The 15,759-nt window shown below is 62.2% G+C and carries 13 protein-coding genes and 1 tRNA gene; 6 read left to right on the top strand and 8 right to left on the bottom strand.

The window, feature by feature from the left end:
- Positions 1–63: 63 nt before the first annotated feature.
- The 3 genes from ACZ9HU_RS15125 to ACZ9HU_RS15135 form a co-directional block, all read right to left on the bottom strand.
- Positions 64–148, bottom strand: a tRNA-Leu gene (locus tag ACZ9HU_RS15125).
- 156 nt (positions 149–304) lie between these two features.
- Positions 305–583, bottom strand: coding sequence for an integration host factor subunit beta (locus ACZ9HU_RS15130; protein WP_476106054.1), 279 nt, complete (start codon positions 581–583; stop codon positions 305–307).
- A gap of 190 nt (positions 584–773) precedes the next feature.
- Positions 774–1,127, bottom strand: a complete 354-nt coding sequence (locus tag ACZ9HU_RS15135; protein WP_476106055.1) for a GntR family transcriptional regulator — start codon at positions 1,125–1,127, stop codon at positions 774–776.
- Between the two features lie 105 nt (positions 1,128–1,232).
- Between ACZ9HU_RS15135 and ACZ9HU_RS15140 the strand changes: the two genes are divergently transcribed.
- Both ACZ9HU_RS15140 and ACZ9HU_RS15145 read left to right on the top strand, forming a co-directional pair.
- Positions 1,233–3,029, top strand: a complete 1,797-nt coding sequence (locus ACZ9HU_RS15140; RefSeq protein ID WP_476106056.1) for a peptide MFS transporter — start codon at positions 1,233–1,235, stop codon at positions 3,027–3,029.
- Positions 3,030–3,040: 11 nt separating this feature from the next.
- Positions 3,041–3,727: an NnrU family protein gene (locus tag ACZ9HU_RS15145; protein WP_476106057.1), complete on the top strand. Its 687-nt coding sequence runs from the start codon at positions 3,041–3,043 to the stop codon at positions 3,725–3,727.
- A 252-nt stretch (positions 3,728–3,979) separates the two neighbouring features.
- Here the strand turns inward: ACZ9HU_RS15145 and ACZ9HU_RS15150 are convergent, their stop codons facing one another.
- The 5 genes from ACZ9HU_RS15150 to rpe form a co-directional block, all read right to left on the bottom strand.
- Complete coding sequence (locus tag ACZ9HU_RS15150) at positions 3,980–4,486, bottom strand: Fur family transcriptional regulator (protein ID WP_476106058.1); 507 nt, start codon at positions 4,484–4,486, stop codon at positions 3,980–3,982.
- 18 nt (positions 4,487–4,504) lie between these two features.
- Positions 4,505–5,182 carry a peptide-methionine (S)-S-oxide reductase MsrA gene (gene msrA, locus ACZ9HU_RS15155; protein ID WP_476106059.1) on the bottom strand — a complete coding sequence of 226 codons (678 nt, stop codon included), beginning with the start codon at positions 5,180–5,182 and terminating at the stop codon, positions 4,505–4,507.
- Positions 5,183–5,505: 323 nt separating this feature from the next.
- Positions 5,506–7,080: a bifunctional phosphoribosylaminoimidazolecarboxamide formyltransferase/IMP cyclohydrolase gene (gene purH, locus ACZ9HU_RS15160; RefSeq protein ID WP_476106060.1), complete on the bottom strand. Its 1,575-nt coding sequence runs from the start codon at positions 7,078–7,080 to the stop codon at positions 5,506–5,508.
- A 340-nt stretch (positions 7,081–7,420) separates the two neighbouring features.
- Entirely contained in the window at positions 7,421–9,307 is a 1,887-nt protein-coding gene (locus tag ACZ9HU_RS15165; RefSeq protein WP_476106061.1) for a heparinase II/III family protein, read from the bottom strand.
- 3 nt (positions 9,308–9,310) lie between these two features.
- Entirely contained in the window at positions 9,311–9,973 is a 663-nt protein-coding gene (gene rpe, locus ACZ9HU_RS15170) for a ribulose-phosphate 3-epimerase (protein ID WP_476106062.1), read from the bottom strand.
- 435 nt (positions 9,974–10,408) lie between these two features.
- Between rpe and ACZ9HU_RS15175 the strand changes: the two genes are divergently transcribed.
- The 4 genes from ACZ9HU_RS15175 to ACZ9HU_RS15190 all read left to right on the top strand — a co-directional run bounded on the left by ACZ9HU_RS15175 (position 10,409) and on the right by ACZ9HU_RS15190 (position 15,550).
- Positions 10,409–12,424, top strand: coding sequence for a putative bifunctional diguanylate cyclase/phosphodiesterase (locus ACZ9HU_RS15175; protein ID WP_476106063.1), 2,016 nt, complete (start codon positions 10,409–10,411; stop codon positions 12,422–12,424).
- A gap of 86 nt (positions 12,425–12,510) precedes the next feature.
- Positions 12,511–14,277, top strand: coding sequence for a TadE/TadG family type IV pilus assembly protein (locus ACZ9HU_RS15180; protein WP_476106064.1), 1,767 nt, complete (start codon positions 12,511–12,513; stop codon positions 14,275–14,277).
- Positions 14,274–14,852 (top strand): TadE/TadG family type IV pilus assembly protein, encoded by a 579-nt coding sequence (locus ACZ9HU_RS15185; protein WP_476106065.1) that lies wholly within the window; start codon positions 14,274–14,276, stop codon positions 14,850–14,852. Before ACZ9HU_RS15180 ends, ACZ9HU_RS15185 begins: the two co-directional genes overlap by 4 nt.
- A complete protein-coding gene (locus ACZ9HU_RS15190) occupies positions 14,807–15,550 on the top strand; it encodes a TadE/TadG family type IV pilus assembly protein (RefSeq protein ID WP_476106066.1) in 744 nt (247 codons plus the stop codon). The genes ACZ9HU_RS15185 and ACZ9HU_RS15190 overlap by 46 nt, the downstream gene beginning before the upstream one ends.
- Positions 15,551–15,759 lie beyond the last annotated feature (209 nt).

Raw genomic sequence — 15,759 nt, forward strand, 5'->3', positions numbered from 1 at the left:
TGCCTGCTCGCTCTCGCCCACTGTTCCACCCCGACCCCGAATGCGGCCACATGCCGGCTGCGCTGGTACGGACGGCGGGACTCGAACCCGCACGAGCAAAGCTCAAGGGATTTTAAGTCCCTGGCGTCTACCATTCCGCCACGTCCGCAAGGCAGGATCATGGCTCTGGCAGATCGGCGGGCAAACGGCAAGAGGGGCGCGTATGGGCACCATCACCCAATATCCCCCGCCCCCAACAAAAAACGCAGGCGCGCCCCCCCGGCTGCCTGCGTTTTTGTCGTAATCGGCCCGAAAGCCGGATTTTTCAGACGTTAAGCCGCGCGCGCATTTCCTTGCCCGGCTTGAAGAAAGGCACCTTCTTGCCCGGCACATCCACCGCTTCGCCGGTGCGCGGATTGCGCCCCTTGCGCGGATCGCGTTCGCGTGTGGAAAACGCGCCAAAGCCGCGCAATTCCACCCGGCCACCATCGGCCAGTCGCTGAGCGATTTCATCAAAGAACACATCGACGATCTTTTCCACATCGTCGGTGCGCAATTCAGGGTTGGCCTTCGCCAGCGCCTGCAACAGTTCAGATCTGATCATGAACACACCCCCTCTGGGCCGCGGTCCCATTCCTAATGGCCCGACCGTTCAAACAACCTCTCATCCGGGTCGAGTCTTTTTGCCGACCTCGGACTGTTTTATGTACAGAACTTCAAGACTTTGTACAATAGCGCCCTTAGGTGCAATACGGTGGAGCGCCTTGGATCAGCGACGATTTTGGTCGATTTTTTCAGACTGAGGGGATCGTCTGTTCCAATAATTCGCGCGCATCCAGGCCAAGGCGCGCGATCCGATCCAGCACCGCAGGCCATTCATTCTGCAAAAATTGTTGTTTTTCAGCGTTCAACAACCATTCGCGCGCGCCGGGGGCCACCATCATGCCCACCCCGCGCTGAACCTCGACCAATCCATCCAGTTGAAATTGCTGATACGCCTTGGCGACGGTCAAAGGATTGGCCCCCTGTTCCGCGGCCAGCGCCCGCACCGATGGCAACATCGTGCCTTCGGGATAGGTGCCATCAATGATCGCGGCAACGATCATATCGCGCAGCTTGAGATAGACCGGGCGGGTGTTGGCTGTCATGGCGCATCACTGCCATAATACAGCCCATCACACAAGCGCGACCATCGCGGCAAACGGCCAACTTGGCGCTTTCCTTTGCTTACTTCGATGTTAATTTGCGCCCCCATGACGACCCCTTCTGACGCGGCGCCTTTGCCCGCCGCCGCCACGACAACCGGCCCGACATGGTTTGGCCATCCGCGCCCGCTGGCCCGCCTGTTCGCCATCGAGATGTGGGAACGTTTTGGCTATTACGGCATGCGCGCCCTGCTCATGCTGTATCTGACCAAGCATTTCCTGTTGGGCGACCGGGTTTCGGCGGGGATCTATGGCGGATATACCGCGCTGGTTTACCTGACGCCGCTGATCGGGGGCCTGCTGGCGGATCAATATCTGGGGTCGAAACGTGCGGTCAAATTTGGCGCGCTGATCATGGCGGCGGGCTATTTCGCGCTGGCGCTGGGGGGATCGCCGGCGCGGCCATGGGCCGAATATGACGGCGCGCGCCACGCCATTGTCGTTTCGCATTTCCGCGACGGGCCAACCAGCGCCGCCGACGAAACCCGTTCGGTCGAGGATGGCGGGCGCCTGCTGCTGATCAAGGGGCTGGAGGATGGCAGCATCGACCTCATCGCCCCCGACGGATCGGTGTCGCGCCATTTGGCCCCCGGCGCGTTGAAGGAAGGCGCGGATCGCGATGAATTGCGCCTTGCCATCACGTTGATGGCGCTGTCGGCGGTGGCGGTGGGCAATGGCTTTTTCAAACCCAATATCGCCACCATCGTCGGCCTGCTCTATGCCGATGGCGATCAGCGGCGCGATGCGGGTTTCAGCATTTTCTACATGGGCATCAACCTTGGATCGTGGCTGGGGCAAATGGCCTGTCCGATCCTTGCCGACCATTTCGGCTGGGGGACGGGGCTGGCCTCGGCGGGGGCGGTGATGTTGATCGCATGGGCGATGATGCATTACAGCCAGAGCAGCCTTGGCGGGCTGGGCGAACCGCCAGTGGTGGCGGGGCGCGATCCGGCGCTGTGGATCTATCCGGCGGCGTTGCTGGCGATTCCGGCCTGCTATTTCCTTTTCACCAATCTGATGCATGCCGCCGCCCCCACGCCGGGGGCCGGATTTATCGGCTATCTGATGGGTCTGCCGGTGATGGGCAAATTGCTCTGCGCCACTTTCGGGATCAGCCTGCCCGCCATCCTGATCTGGTCATGGCGTGTGGGCAGCCGGGCCGAGTTTGAAATGATGCTGGCCGCGATCATCCTGATGGTGTTCAACACCGTGTTCTGGAGCCTGTTCGAACAGGCCGGATCGTCGCTGACCCTGTTCGCCGACCGCAATGTGGACCGCTCGGTATTCGGCTGGTTCGAAATGTCGGCGCCGGGGACGCAGCAATTCAACGCCATCGGCATCATCACGCTGGCCCCGATCATGGGGGCGCTGTGGTCGGTGCTGGCGCGGCGCGGGTGGGAACCCTCGATCCCGGTCAAATTCAGCATGGGGCTGATCGGCGTGGGCGCGGGTTTCCTGTTCCTCGTTTTGGGCACGCGTTTTGCCGGGGCGGATTATCGGGTCGGGCTGGGTTGGCTGGCGGGGCTTTATCTCATTCATTCGGTAGCGGAATTGTGCATCTCGCCCGTGGGCATGTCGATGATCACCAAACTGTCCATCGCCCGTGTGGTGGGTCTGATGATGGGGGCGTGGTATCTCTCGCTGGCCATGGGGCAATATGGCGCGGGCTTGTTGGCGCAAATGGCGACGGTGGAAACCGTGGGCGGCCAAGTCACCAACCTGAAGCTGAGCCTTGATACCTATGTGGCGGTGTTCACCCAGATCGGGATCGTGACGATCGGCGTTGGCCTCGTGCTGCTGGCTCTGGCCGTGCCGATCCGCAAACTGATGCATGGGGTAAGCTGAGGGGGCGAAGTATGGATCAGGCGTTTTCATGGCTGCTGACCGGGGCGATGGCCTTTGTCGGGTCACATTTCCTGATGTCCCACCCGTGGCGCGCCGGATTGCTGGCGCGGTTGGGGGAAAAGGGGTTTCTGGGGCTATATTCGGTCGTGTCCTTTGCCACGCTGGGCTGGACCATCGTCGCCTTTCGCGCGGTCGGGCCGGGTGGCACCCCGATCTGGGACGGTACGGGTGAGGCTATATGGGCCATCGCCAGCCTGCTCTCGCTGATCGGCATAACGCTGCTGCTGGGGTCGCTGCACGCCAATCCCGCCATGCCGCAGGTGCCGGGCGAAAAGATCGCCGCCGCCCGCGCCACCGGCGTCTTTGCCGTCACCCGCCACCCGATGATGTGGGGCATCGCGCTCTGGGCGCTGGCCCATGTGTTGGTCGCGCCGACGCCGCGTGTGATCGTGCTGATGGGGGCCATGGCGGTGCTGGCGCTGGTGGGCGCGCGGTTGCAGGATGGGAAAAAGGCCGAACTGCTGGGCGCCGCATGGGAAAGCTGGAGCGCGCAGACATCCTATTGGCCGCGTGTATCGGCGCTGGGGCGGATTTCGCCGATGTTGTGGGGCGTGGGGATCGTGGTGTGGCTGGGCGCGACGTTTGGGCATGTCCATGCAAATCACGTTCTGGCGGGCGTGTGGCGGTGGGTTTTGTGAGGTTTATGCCTCCGGCGGGCAAAGGGCGGGGGCCCTTTGCAATCCCGTTACTGTCAGCGTGGCGCTATGGGTTCGGCGCTTGGTGTAGGGCGCGGCGTTAGAATTTTTAAAGCCTGCGGCGCCAATCAACGCCACCTCGCCGCGCCGCAGGCTTTCAATCGATTACCCAATACGCAGCCCCGGCGATTCACCACCCCAATAACGGGATTGCAAAGGGTCGAGACCCTTTGCCCGCCGGAGGCACAAGCCCCCTTACTCCACGCCCGCCGAACACTCCGCACACATGCCCCGCAATTCCACCACCGGGCGTACATCGGCAAAGCCCGCCCCACGCGCCGCCTCGATCAACGCGCCGGTCAGACGGTCATCGTCGATATGCACCGCCTTTCCGCATCCGTCACAGATCAGGAAGATGCAGTCGTGGCGGCATCCGGGGTGCGGGTTGGCGATATAGGCATTGGCGCTTTCCACCCGGCGCGCCAGATTGGTGCGCACGAACAGGTCAAGGATGCGATAGACGCTGTTGGCGGCCACGCGCTTGTCGCGGGCCTTGGACACGGCCTCGGCAATGTCATAGGCGCTGGCGGGTTTGTCGCGCCCGGCAAGGGCGTCGAACACATCCCCGCGCATATCGGTCCATTGTTCCCCGGCATTTTCCAGCGTGGTGCGGGCGGCCGCAACCAGCCCTTCGCCGCTATATTCGCGGTGGCGGGGGTGTTCGTGGACATGGTCGTGGGCGTGTTCGTGGGTGGCGCTCATACCCCCTTATAGCCCAAATCAGTTGCGGGTGAAATCAGCCTTATAGAGGGCTGGAAACATCTGTTTGAACGCGGCCACCTTGGGCACGTCCCAATAGGCGATATAGGGGTGGGTCGGGTTGCGGACCATGAAGTCCTGATGCTCACCCTCGGCGGCATAGAATTGGCGATAGGGTTCGATTTTGGTCGCGATCCGCCCGCGCCACAGGCCCGACGCCGCAATCTGGCTCAGATAGGCCCGCGCCACGCGATCCTGTTCCGGCCCGATGGGGACCAAGGCGCTGCGATACTGCGGGCCGATATCCGGGCCTTGGCCATTGGCCTGGGTCGGGTCGATGATGACCGAGAAAAAGATGCGCAGCAGATCGTCATAGCGCACCTGCGCCGGATCATAGGTCACGCGCACCGCTTCGGCGTGGCCGGTGTTGCCATGACCGACATCATCATAATGAGCCGTATTCGCAGCCCCGCCGTGATAGCCGGAAACCGCGCTGGTCACGCCTTTGACATGGCTGAACACCGCCTCCACACCCCAGAAGCAGCCGCCGTCAAAGATCGCCTGTTTCAGGCCCGGCGTTTCCTGCGCCATGACCGTGGCCACAGGCGCCGTCACCGTGTGTGTGTTGGCCGCATCGGCATTCTGGCACGCGGCCAGCGCCAGCATGACGGGAAGGGCGAAGAGGATGCTCCGCCCCATCACCTTATTCCGTCGCGTGAACGGGCGAGGCGTTAGCCTGTCCCACAAGGCCGGAAATGCCACCCGAACCGGTGGCCATAACGGCTACGATCAAAGCGCCCCCCAGCGCAAAGCCAATAGCAAATGAGCGAAGCAAATCGCGGTTGAAGAGGCGCATAAAAAAGTCCGGAGGTTGTTTCTGGGGTCGCAAATGGTGATGAATTGGGCCGCGTCTAGGCCATCAAAGCTTAACCCAGCATGACACCGCGACCAAACGGGGCATATGTGCGACGAAATGCTGCAACGCAATGGGGCGTTGCAGCATTGCATCACATTGGCCGCAATCAATGGCGGAAATGGCGCATGCCGGTGAAGACCATGGCCAGACCGGCTTCGTCCGCCGCCTTGATGACTTCATCGTCGCGCATCGAACCGCCCGGCTGGATCACCATGGTCGCGCCCGCCTCGACCGCGGCCAGCAGACCGTCGGCAAAGGGGAAGAACGCATCGGAAGCCACCGCGCTGCCCTTGGTGCGGGTCTCGGCAAAACCGTGAGTTTCAGCCGCTTCGGCGGCCTTGGCGGCGGCGATGCGCGAGGAATCGCGACGGTTCATCTGGCCAGCACCAATGCCGGCGGTCACGCCTTCCTTGGCGTAAACGATGGCGTTCGACTTGACATGCTTGGCCACAGTCCAGGCGAACAGGGCGTCCTTCAATTCCTGTTCGCTGGGCTGACGCTTGGTCACGACTTTCAGGTCATCCAGAGTGATCGCGCCATTGTCGCGGTTCTGGACCAGCAGGCCGCCCGCAATCGGCTTGGCGATCAACCCGCCGCGCTTGGGCGAGGGGATTTCACCGATCAGCAGCAGGCGCAGGTTCTTCTTCTTGGCAAAGACCGCCTTGGCATCGTCATTGGCATCGGGCGCGACGACCACTTCGGTAAAGATGCCGCTGATCGCTTCGGCGGTCGGGCCGTCGAGCGGGCGGTTGACGGCGATGATGCCGCCGAACGCGCTGACGCTGTCGCATTTGAACGCCGCCTCATAGGCTTCGACCAGCGTGGATGCCGTGGCAACGCCGCAAGGGTTGGCGTGCTTGACGATCACGACGGTCGGCTCGGCATCGCGGAATTCGGCCAGCAGTTCGAGCGCAGCATCGGCGTCGTTGTAATTGTTATAGGACAGTTCCTTGCCCTGCACCTGCACGGCCTGAGCCAGACCCTTTTCCTTGGCGCCATGGGGCACGTAAAGCGCAGCAGCCTGATGCGGGTTTTCGCCGTAACGCAGCTCGGCCACGCGCGCGCCGGTGATGGCGATGGTCTCGGGGAAGGTTTCGCCCTGATCGACCGTGGCAAACCACTGGCTGATCGCGCCGTCATAGGCCGCGGTCAGCGCATAGGCCTTGGCGGCAAACTTGCGACGCTGGGCCAGCGTGGTTTCACCACCCGCCACGATGGCATAGTCGGCCGGATCGGTGACGATGGCGACGAAATCGTGGTTCTTGGCCGCAGAGCGAACCATGCTGGGGCCGCCGATGTCGATGTTCTCGATGATCTCTTCGCGCGTACCGCCCTTGGCGACCGTCTGAACGAAGGGATAGAGGTTGACCACCACCAGATCGATCGCGCCGATCTCATGCTCGTTCATGGATGCCACATGCTCGGCATTGTCGCGCACGGCCAGCAGGCCGCCGTGAACCTTGGGGTGCAGCGTCTTGACCCGGCCATCCATCATTTCGGGGAAACCGGTCAGCTCCGAAATGTCCTTCACATCCAGACCGGCGTCGCGCAATGCCTTGGCCGTGCCGCCGGTCGAAAACAGCTCAACACCCTTTGCGGCCAGCGCCTTGCCCAGATCAACAAGACCCGTCTTGTCCGAAACAGAGAGCAAAGCCCGGCGAATGGTGACAGTGTCAGTCATGGATGGAGTCGTCCTGTGAAGCTGCGTGTTTGGCGCGGCCCATAAGGATTTTGGCGGTTTTGGGAAGGGTGAAGGGGGGTAAAGGGCAAAGAAAATGCGAGGGGCTCGCCCCTCGCGCTCCCGTTACTGTCTTCGTTGCGCCATGGGTTCGGCCTCATGTATCGGACGAAACGTCTAAATTTTAAAAGTCTGCGGCGCCTTTAACGCGACCTCTCCGCGACGCAGGCAATAATTCAAACCGCTTCGCGGATCAGCGCCCAACTGCCAGCCAAGCGCAACCCCATAACGGGATCGCAAAGGGCCCCCGCCCTTTGCCCGCCGGAGGCAAAAACCCTAAACCCTACCCCATCTTCTTCAAAATCCACGAGAAGCTCCCGCCCCCCCGCGACACCATGCCCTGGATGACCAATTGCTGGACCGGCACAGGCCGCCCCTGCCCATCGGCCCAGATCGATTCCTCGATGGCGATTTCGCCCCCGCCGCTGCGGAATTGCCAGTAGGAGCCATCGGGCAGCGCCATGCCCACGCCCTGCTTATCCTGTGACAGGCCGATTTCGATGCCGGGGCCAAGGTGGAAACGCAGCGCATAGGAGACCATGCCCCGCTTGCCCTTGCGCCCGGTGGGGACCAGCAGATCCTCGCCGCGCAATTCGGTGCCGTCGTCGCGCAGGATCAGGATACGGCGATGCGTCAGGCCATAGCGCCCGGCATAGCCGTCATGGCTGGCCTCCAGCCTTGTTGCGCCCCAAGTGCGACTGGCCGCGCCATTGCGCTCGCCCTCGATGCTGCGACGGTCAACCTCAACCTCGGCCACGCCCGAGCCGAGGCCGCCATTTATCAGCACCGCCGTCGAATTGGCATCGTCCAGCACCAGCGTCGAATGGGCCGCCGTGGCGCGCAGCCCTTGTTCCAGCCGCACCGGCATAAGGCCACCCGCCGCCGCGCCGCCGCCGCAATTGATGATCACCCGCTGTCCGGCATGGCTGAGTTCAAAGGCCAGCGTCGAGGCGCAGCCATTGCGCGCATGGCGGGTCAATGGCGGGGGCGCAGCGTCGAATTGCATCACGCTCTTGCCCGCGACCACGCGCTGATAACCCCATTGGCGCACCTCGCGCAGGGGCCGCGTACGCACACCCGACGCCGCGATCAACGCCGAGACATCCGCCGCCGACACCGCCCATCCGCCCTGCCAGCTGCCCAAGGCGCCATCGCCGTGCGTCAGCGCCAGCAAAGGCGGCACCATCAGCGCCAGAATCGCCTCCAGCGCGGCGGGCGGTTCACGCCGCGTCGCGCGATAGCACGCGATGACCTGCACCAGCAGCGCAATCGCCTCCATCTGACCCAGCGGGCTGCGCGACATGCAGCCGCCATCGTCGCCCAACAATTCACCCAGCGAAGCGATCAGCCCTGCCTCACCATACAAGCGGCGCGGACGGCCATCGGGCAGCAGCAGCCCCGCCGCCACAATCGCGCACCACCCCGCCACCTGCGCCAGCGTATCTTCGCCCCGCGCCACGTTGCGGTCCAGCCAGCGGGCGTGATCGTTCATCGCCTCCAGCGTCTGAACCCGCAGCGTCTTGTCCCCGCCCGACAGCAGCAGCGGCGCATGGACCAGCCAGCCCAGCAGGCGCGCGCCCGTATAGGCCACCGTCCATGCCGGCCCCTTGCCGGGCCGCGACGGCGCCTTGGGATTGGCCATCAGCCAAGCGGCCAGAATGCGTTCGGCCACCGGCGAGACCTGTTCACGTGGCCCCGCCGCCTCCAGATCGGCCAGCCAGTGGAACCCATGCACCATCCGTTCAAGCGGCGGCACCATCCGCCCCGCCCCGGCCAGATCAAGCTGGGCAATCGGCTGTTTCAGCCCGTGGACCAGAAAATGGCCCGCCCGCAGCGCAGCCCCCGCCGCCTTGTCCCCCGGCAGAGGATTGGTGACGGTGGCCAGCAATTTGGGGCGCGCAGGTTTGCGAAAAGGCGCGGTCAGCACCGGCCCCGGAATGCCCATGCGATAGGCAAGCCGGATCAGCCTTTCCCCCGCGCCCAGCGAAGGCGGCGTAAAATCCGCCAGCGCCAGCGCGCGGCCCGGTTCAACCAACTGGGCCGCGACGTCACCCTGATCCGGCGTTTCGGCATCATCCGAATTCGCGTCCAGAGTTGGTAATGGGATAGCCTGCCCCTTGCCCTTACCCGACTTGCGGGTCTTGCCCTGTGCAGACATATCCAGGTTCATGGTTCAGCCCAGCCCCTTGAGAGCCGCGATATTGGCGGCATATTGATCCGGCCCACCCCGGAACGTCGCGGTGCCCGCCACAAGAGCGTTGGCCCCCGCCGAAACGGCCAGCGGCGCGGTGGTGGTGTCGATCCCGCCATCCACCTCCAGATGGATGTCGCGCCCGGTCTTGTCGATCATCTTGCGGATCGCCTCGATCTTGCGGAGTTGGCTGGAAATGAACTTTTGCCCGCCGAAACCGGGGTTCACGCTCATCACCAGAACCAGATCGATGTCATCGATCAGGTAATCCAGCATCTTGGCCGGGGTTGCCGGGTTCAGCGAAACGCCCGCCTTGCACCCGGCGGCGTGGATTGCCTGGACTGTGCGGTGGCTGTGGGGTCCGGCTTCGGGGTGGAACGTGATGATGTCGGCGCCCGCATCGGCAAAGGCCTGAATATAGGGGTCGACCGGCTGGATCATCAAATGGACGTCAAAGATCTTCTTCGTATGGGGGCGCAGCGCCTTGACCACCATCGGGCCGATGGTGATGTTGGGCACGAAATGGCCGTCCATGACGTCAACGTGGATCCAGTCCGCGCCGGCCGCGTCAATCGCGCGCACTTCTTCGCCAAGGCGCGAGAAATCGGCCGAAAGGATCGATGGAGCAATCAGGGGCGGCGTCATCACACCAGTTCCACACAAGTTGAATTGGCGATAAACGCCATGATTCGCGCACTCACAAGCACGTACATCTCCATTTTCCACACACTTATCGCCAAAGGCGGGTTCGTGAGGGGCAAAAACCCCGGATTTATGCGCATTACAGCGCCTCAAGTCTGCGATATTCCGGGCAAAGCCCGATAAACCAGAGCGCCTTGCAGTTTTCTGGGGAAAAACCAAGTACCGATGACCCGACACCGCCCGCATAGGGAAAATTCCGATGCAAAACCGGCCTTGCGTTGGTGAAAACTCTATTAGCCAAAACTAGGGCTAATGACCTGTTACCACCAACAGGCTTCGGCAAGAGCGTCCGACCTATCATGACGCCCAGGACGGATGCCCGACGATCGGCCGGATTGGCCAATTGGCAACGGCGGCTCGCATGGGTGGATAACAGCAATGGACAGTACGAATTCGCCACAGGAAGCCCAACGCAAGGGGCTACTGCGCCCAATCAATGTATTGGTGTTGGCCGCGATTTTCATGCTGGTGAGCGCAACAACCGTCACCCTGATGCGCATGAGCAAGGGCGCCGAAGAATATGAGCTTGGCATCATCAGCCGCGGTTGGCAGCATAACGTGCATCAATGGCAGGCCAGCGGTCAGGCGTTAATCCGTCAGGACGAAGCGCCAGCCCGACTGGAGGCTGGCGACCAGCGCTGGATCGAACAGGCCATTCTGGCCCCGATGCGCGCACAGACCGGGTCCGGGCAAGTCCGGCTTGACCCGGCCGGGACGAATGAAAAGGACACGGCGCTGCGCCTTGTCCATGGCGCCCCCATGCTCACGCTTCCCGTCACGGCGCAGACACTGGCCGGCGCGCCCGCGCCCTATGTTCTGCGCGTGACGGTGGATCAGGGCTTGATCTCGGCATTTGGGCGCCAGCATGGACAGACGCATCTTCTGCTGCCCAAGGGCAAACCGCCCATCAGCGACCATCACCACATGCCCCTGACCAGCCCGGATGGCCAATTGGTGGCCTCGGTGGCATGGCCCGCAATCAATCCGTTCAAGGCGTCGGAAACCGAGATTCCCCAGATGCTGGCGGCCATGGCGGCGGCATTTCTGATGCTGGTCTGGCTGTTCATGCGGCGCAGCAACACAATCGCCAGCGACCTTATCGCCAGCGAAGCGCGCGCGCGCCATCTGGCCTTTCACGACACGCTGACCGGATTGCCCAACCGCGCGATGATGTTCGACCGGTTGGGCCAGAATCTGGCCATGTCGCGGCGTTATGCGGGTGAAATGGCGGTGCATTGCCTCGATCTGGACCGGTTCAAGGAGGTCAATGACACGCTGGGCCATCATGCAGGCGACGAATTGATCCAGCAGGTCGGGCGGCGGCTGACCGAATTGTGCCGCGAATCCGATACCGTGGCGCGGCTTGGCGGCGATGAATTCGTGATCCTGCAACCCGAAGCCGACAGTTCGGGCGCGTCCCATCTGGCCCAGCGCGTGCTGCGCCTGTTCGAAACGCCCTTTGAACTGGAAGCGGGCGTGGTCGAGGTGGGTGTGTCGATTGGCGTCACGCTGATCTCCAATCCCGAAATCGAACCGGCCGAGGCGCTGCGTCAGGCCGATCTGGCGCTCTATGGGTCAAAGGAAAACGGGCGTAACCGCGTCACATTCTTTGAACCCGACATGGATGCGGCCCTGCGCATGCGGCGCAGTCTGGAAAGCGATCTGCGCAAGGCGCTGGCCGAAGACAGCCTGACCATGGTGTATCAGCCGCAAATGGACGGCAAGGGCCAGATCGAGGCGATGGAGGCGCTGGTGCGCTGGAACCATCCCGAACGCGGCGCCATCCCGCCCTCGATCTTTGTCCCTTTGTGCGAAGAAACAGGGCTGATCCTGGACCTTGGCGAATTCGTGTTCCGCCGCGTGTTCAAGGAAACCGCCGGATGGGACAATATCCGCGTGGCCATCAATGTTTCGGCGCTGCAATTGCGGTCGCCCATGTTCATGGCGACATTGACGCGATTGGTGGCCGAATTCCGGGCCAATCCTGAACGCTATGAAATCGAGATCACCGAAACCGCGCTGCTGGGCGATGATGGGGTCACGCGCGACAATATCACCATGCTGAAACAGGAAGGCTTTTCCATCGCGTTGGACGATTTCGGCACTGGCTATTCCAGCCTCAATTCGCTGCGCCGTTTTTCGGTCGACAAGATCAAGATCGACCGCAGCTTTGTCCATAATCTGGAGGCCAATGACGAGGCAGAGGGGCTTGTCGATGCCATCGTCAAATTGGGCCGGGCGATGAAATTGGATGTGGTGGCCGAAGGGGTGGAAACCGAACATCAGCGCGACCGACTGGCCGCCTGTGGATGCAGCACGTTTCAGGGTTTCCTGCTGTCCCGCCCGGTGCCTGCGGACGAATTGGACGGGCTGTTTTCGCGCCATAATCCGTAACATTCCCGATGTCCTGACTGGCCCGATCGCAACGGTTTGTTGATCATAAAGACGGCTCTGGCCCTGCCCTTTGTCGAGTCCGCCGATTGTCCGATCACCGTCCCATTCTTTGCAATCTGATCCGCAACCGCGCGGGCAATGCCTTGCCGATCATGGCGCTGATCATGGCGCTGTTGATGGCCTTTGTCGGGTGCGGGGTGGATGGGGCGCGGATGTATATGGTCAATGCCCGGCTGCAACAGGCCTGCGATGCGGGCGTTCTGGCCGGGCGCAAGGCGATGACGGATGCCACCACCGGCAACACGGCATTGGACGCGACCGCAACGGCCGCGGCCAATGCGTTTTTTGCCAACAATATCCGCACCGGATGGTATGGCATCACCTCGCTCAGCTTTACCCCCGCCAAGACCACCGACGCCCAGGTCAGCGCCACCGCAAGGGCCGTGGTGCCCATGACGCTGATGCGCATTTTCGGGTATAGTTCGATCACGCTGAACGCTGTGTGTCAGGCCACCTATCAGATCGGCGATACCGATGTGATCTTTGTGCTGGACACCACCGGGTCGATGGCCTGCCTGCCGTCGGATGATACGACCACCTGCAGCAACTATGTCAACTCGGCGGCCAAAGTTTCCTATGCCCGCCCGTCGGACGGCACGTCCAGCGGCAACACCAGCACCGCCGGATATCCCGGATCAACGGCCTATTACGTGACGGAAAAATCCGGTTCCCGCATCGCCGCCCTGCGCAGCGCAGTGCTCAGTTTCTATGACACGTTGGCCGCCTCGGTCGATGCCAGCACGCATGTCCGCTATGGCTTTGTCACCTATACATCGACGGTCAATGCCGGGCGCGCGATCATGGACATCAACCCCGCCTATATCGTTGGCGGGGTGGGCAGCGTTAATACAAGCTGGAACTATCAAACCCGCGTCCTGACCGGCACCGGCTTTTCGCTGTTCTGTTTCTGCACGGTTCCCAATTGGCAATATCAGCAAAGCCCCCAATTGCTGACCACCTATGTCACCGGCGCCGCCACGGTGGACACCACCAAATTCGTTTCGACCACCGACACCTGGGACGGATGTGTGGAGGAACCCTATACCACACCCCGCACGACCAGCTTTTCAACTTCCAGCCTGCCCAATGATCTCAACCCCGATTTAAAACCGGGCGGCGATATCAAAACCCAGTGGAAGCCGATGTGGCCCGCCGTCACCTATGCCCGCAATGATTTTACCAGCACCGCCAATGCCACGTCATCGGGCGACTCCAGCTATCACCCCAATCTGGACATCGCCGCCTACTATCAAAGCGGAACGATCAGTTGCGGCAAGCCGGTGTCGCGTTTGAAAACCATGACCCGAACCCAGGTGTCGAATTTTGTAAACGCGTCCGATTTTCGCGCCACGGGCGGCACCTATCACGATCTCGGCATGATCTGGGGCGCGCGCATGATATCGCCCGATGGCATTTTTGCCGCCGACACCGCCGCATGGTCCGGGCGCGACGCGCCAAAGCGGATCATCGTGTTCCTGACCGATGGCGACATGTCGCCCAGCCCATCTATCTATGGCGGATACGGCATTGAATATTACGACCAACGCGTTTCGGGCGGCGATCTGGGCAATCTCAAGGCCTATCACAACGCGCGCTTTCTGGCCGCCTGTGCCGCGGCCAAGGCCAAGAATGTCAGCATCTGGACTGTGGCGCTGGGCATGAGTTCGACAACCGAACTGACCCAATGCGCCACCACCCCGTCACAGGCCTTGTCCACCACATCGGGCGCGGGCCTTTCCACCCAATTCGCCACCATCGCGACAAAAGTGGCCAAGTTGAGGATTTCGAAATGAAACGCCTGTTGCATGATCGCGCGGGCGCCGCGCTGGTCGAATTCGCGATGGTTCTGCCGGTGATGCTGTTGATGGGCATGGGCCTGTGCGAAATGGCGTATCAGGCCTATATGCAGGCGATCCTGACGGGCGCTGTACAAAAAGCCGGGCGCGACAGCGCGATCGAGGATGCCAGCACCGCCACCATCGACGCCGCCGTGTTGCAGGCGGTCAAAAACATCAACGGCAATGCCGCCTTTGTCAGCGGCTATCCCTCGCGCAAATCCTATGCCTCCTATGGCTATATCTCGCCCGAAAGCTTTGTGGACACCAATGGCAATGGCGCGCGCGATGCGGGCGAATGCTTTACCGATGTGAACGGCAACGGGACATGGGACGCCGACCCCGGCGTTTCGGGCACGGGCAATGCGGGCGACACCGTGCTTTATTCGGTCAGCGTCACCTATACCCGCCTGTTCCCCCTTGGCATCTGGATGGGGTGGAGCCGCAATGCCACGCTTTCGGCCAGCACGATCCTGAAAAACCAGCCATGGGCCGTGACGGCCAGTTCCAGCCCGGCGACGGTCTGCACATGAAACGGGTATTGCGCCGGTTGATCGGCGACACGGGCGGCGCCTCGCTGATCGAATTTGCGCTGATGCTGCCCATTGTCTTTTATCTGGGCGGGGCGGGCATCGAATATACCAATCTGGCCCGCGTCCATATGCAGATCAGCCAGATCACGCTGAACCTTGCCGACAATGCCAGCCGGGTGGGCCTGTCCAGCAATCTGGCCGCGACGCAAATCCGCGAAAGCGATATGGTCGATGTGCTGGCCGGGGCCCGGTTGCAGGGCGCGGGGCTGGGCCTGACCACCAACGGGCGGGTGATCGTGTCCAGCCTGGAATATGTCCAGCAAAGCTATGACAGCGCCCCCGTACAGCGCATCCATTGGCAAAGATGCGTGGGATTGAAAAGCGGCAGCGGGTTTGATTCTTCCTATGGCACAACGTCGTCAACCGCGGGCACCGACGCCACATTGGCCAATGCCGGCACCACCATGTCCACCGGCATGGGCGACACCGGATACAAGGTCAGCGCGCCATCCGGCGGCGGCGTGGTCTTCGTCGAGGTGAACTACAACTATCAGCCCTTTTTCGGCACGATGTTCGTGGGCAACAAGCTGATGCATTACACCGCCAGTTTCGTCGTGCGCGACCTGCGCGATTATGCCCAGATCTATAATCCCAGTCCGGTGGCGGTGCGGATGAGTTGTGAGAAATATTCAAGTTGAAGGGGTGTAATGCGAGGGTCTAGACCCTCGCGCTCCCTTTACTGTCTTCGGTGCGCCACGGATTCTGCCGCAACTGACACTTTCAACGTTTTGAATCAAAAGCCTGCGGCGCCAATTCGCGCGAGCTTCCCGCGCCGCAGGCTTTCAAATCCCCATCCACCCCCCCCATCAACAAACCATCCCCCCATAACGGGATTGCAAAGGGCCCC

Source organism: Novosphingobium sp. Sphag1I (genome assembly GCF_056279125.1).

Coding starts and splice junctions, on each gene's coding strand:
- ACZ9HU_RS15130 (WP_476106054.1), bottom strand. CDS start 583: ATGATCAGATCTGAACTGTTGCAGGCGCTGGCGAAGGCCAACCCTGAA.
- ACZ9HU_RS15135 (WP_476106055.1), bottom strand. CDS start 1,127: ATGACAGCCAACACCCGCCCGGTCTATCTCAAGCTGCGCGATATGATC.
- ACZ9HU_RS15140 (WP_476106056.1), top strand. CDS start 1,233: ATGACGACCCCTTCTGACGCGGCGCCTTTGCCCGCCGCCGCCACGACA.
- ACZ9HU_RS15145 (WP_476106057.1), top strand. CDS start 3,041: ATGGATCAGGCGTTTTCATGGCTGCTGACCGGGGCGATGGCCTTTGTC.
- ACZ9HU_RS15150 (WP_476106058.1), bottom strand. CDS start 4,486: ATGAGCGCCACCCACGAACACGCCCACGACCATGTCCACGAACACCCC.
- msrA (WP_476106059.1), bottom strand. CDS start 5,182: ATGGGGCGGAGCATCCTCTTCGCCCTTCCCGTCATGCTGGCGCTGGCC.
- purH (WP_476106060.1), bottom strand. CDS start 7,080: ATGACTGACACTGTCACCATTCGCCGGGCTTTGCTCTCTGTTTCGGAC.
- ACZ9HU_RS15165 (WP_476106061.1), bottom strand. CDS start 9,307: ATGAACCTGGATATGTCTGCACAGGGCAAGACCCGCAAGTCGGGTAAG.
- rpe (WP_476106062.1), bottom strand. CDS start 9,973: ATGACGCCGCCCCTGATTGCTCCATCGATCCTTTCGGCCGATTTCTCG.
- ACZ9HU_RS15175 (WP_476106063.1), top strand. CDS start 10,409: ATGGACAGTACGAATTCGCCACAGGAAGCCCAACGCAAGGGGCTACTG.
- ACZ9HU_RS15185 (WP_476106065.1), top strand. CDS start 14,274: ATGAAACGCCTGTTGCATGATCGCGCGGGCGCCGCGCTGGTCGAATTC.
- ACZ9HU_RS15190 (WP_476106066.1), top strand. CDS start 14,807: ATGGGCCGTGACGGCCAGTTCCAGCCCGGCGACGGTCTGCACATGAAA.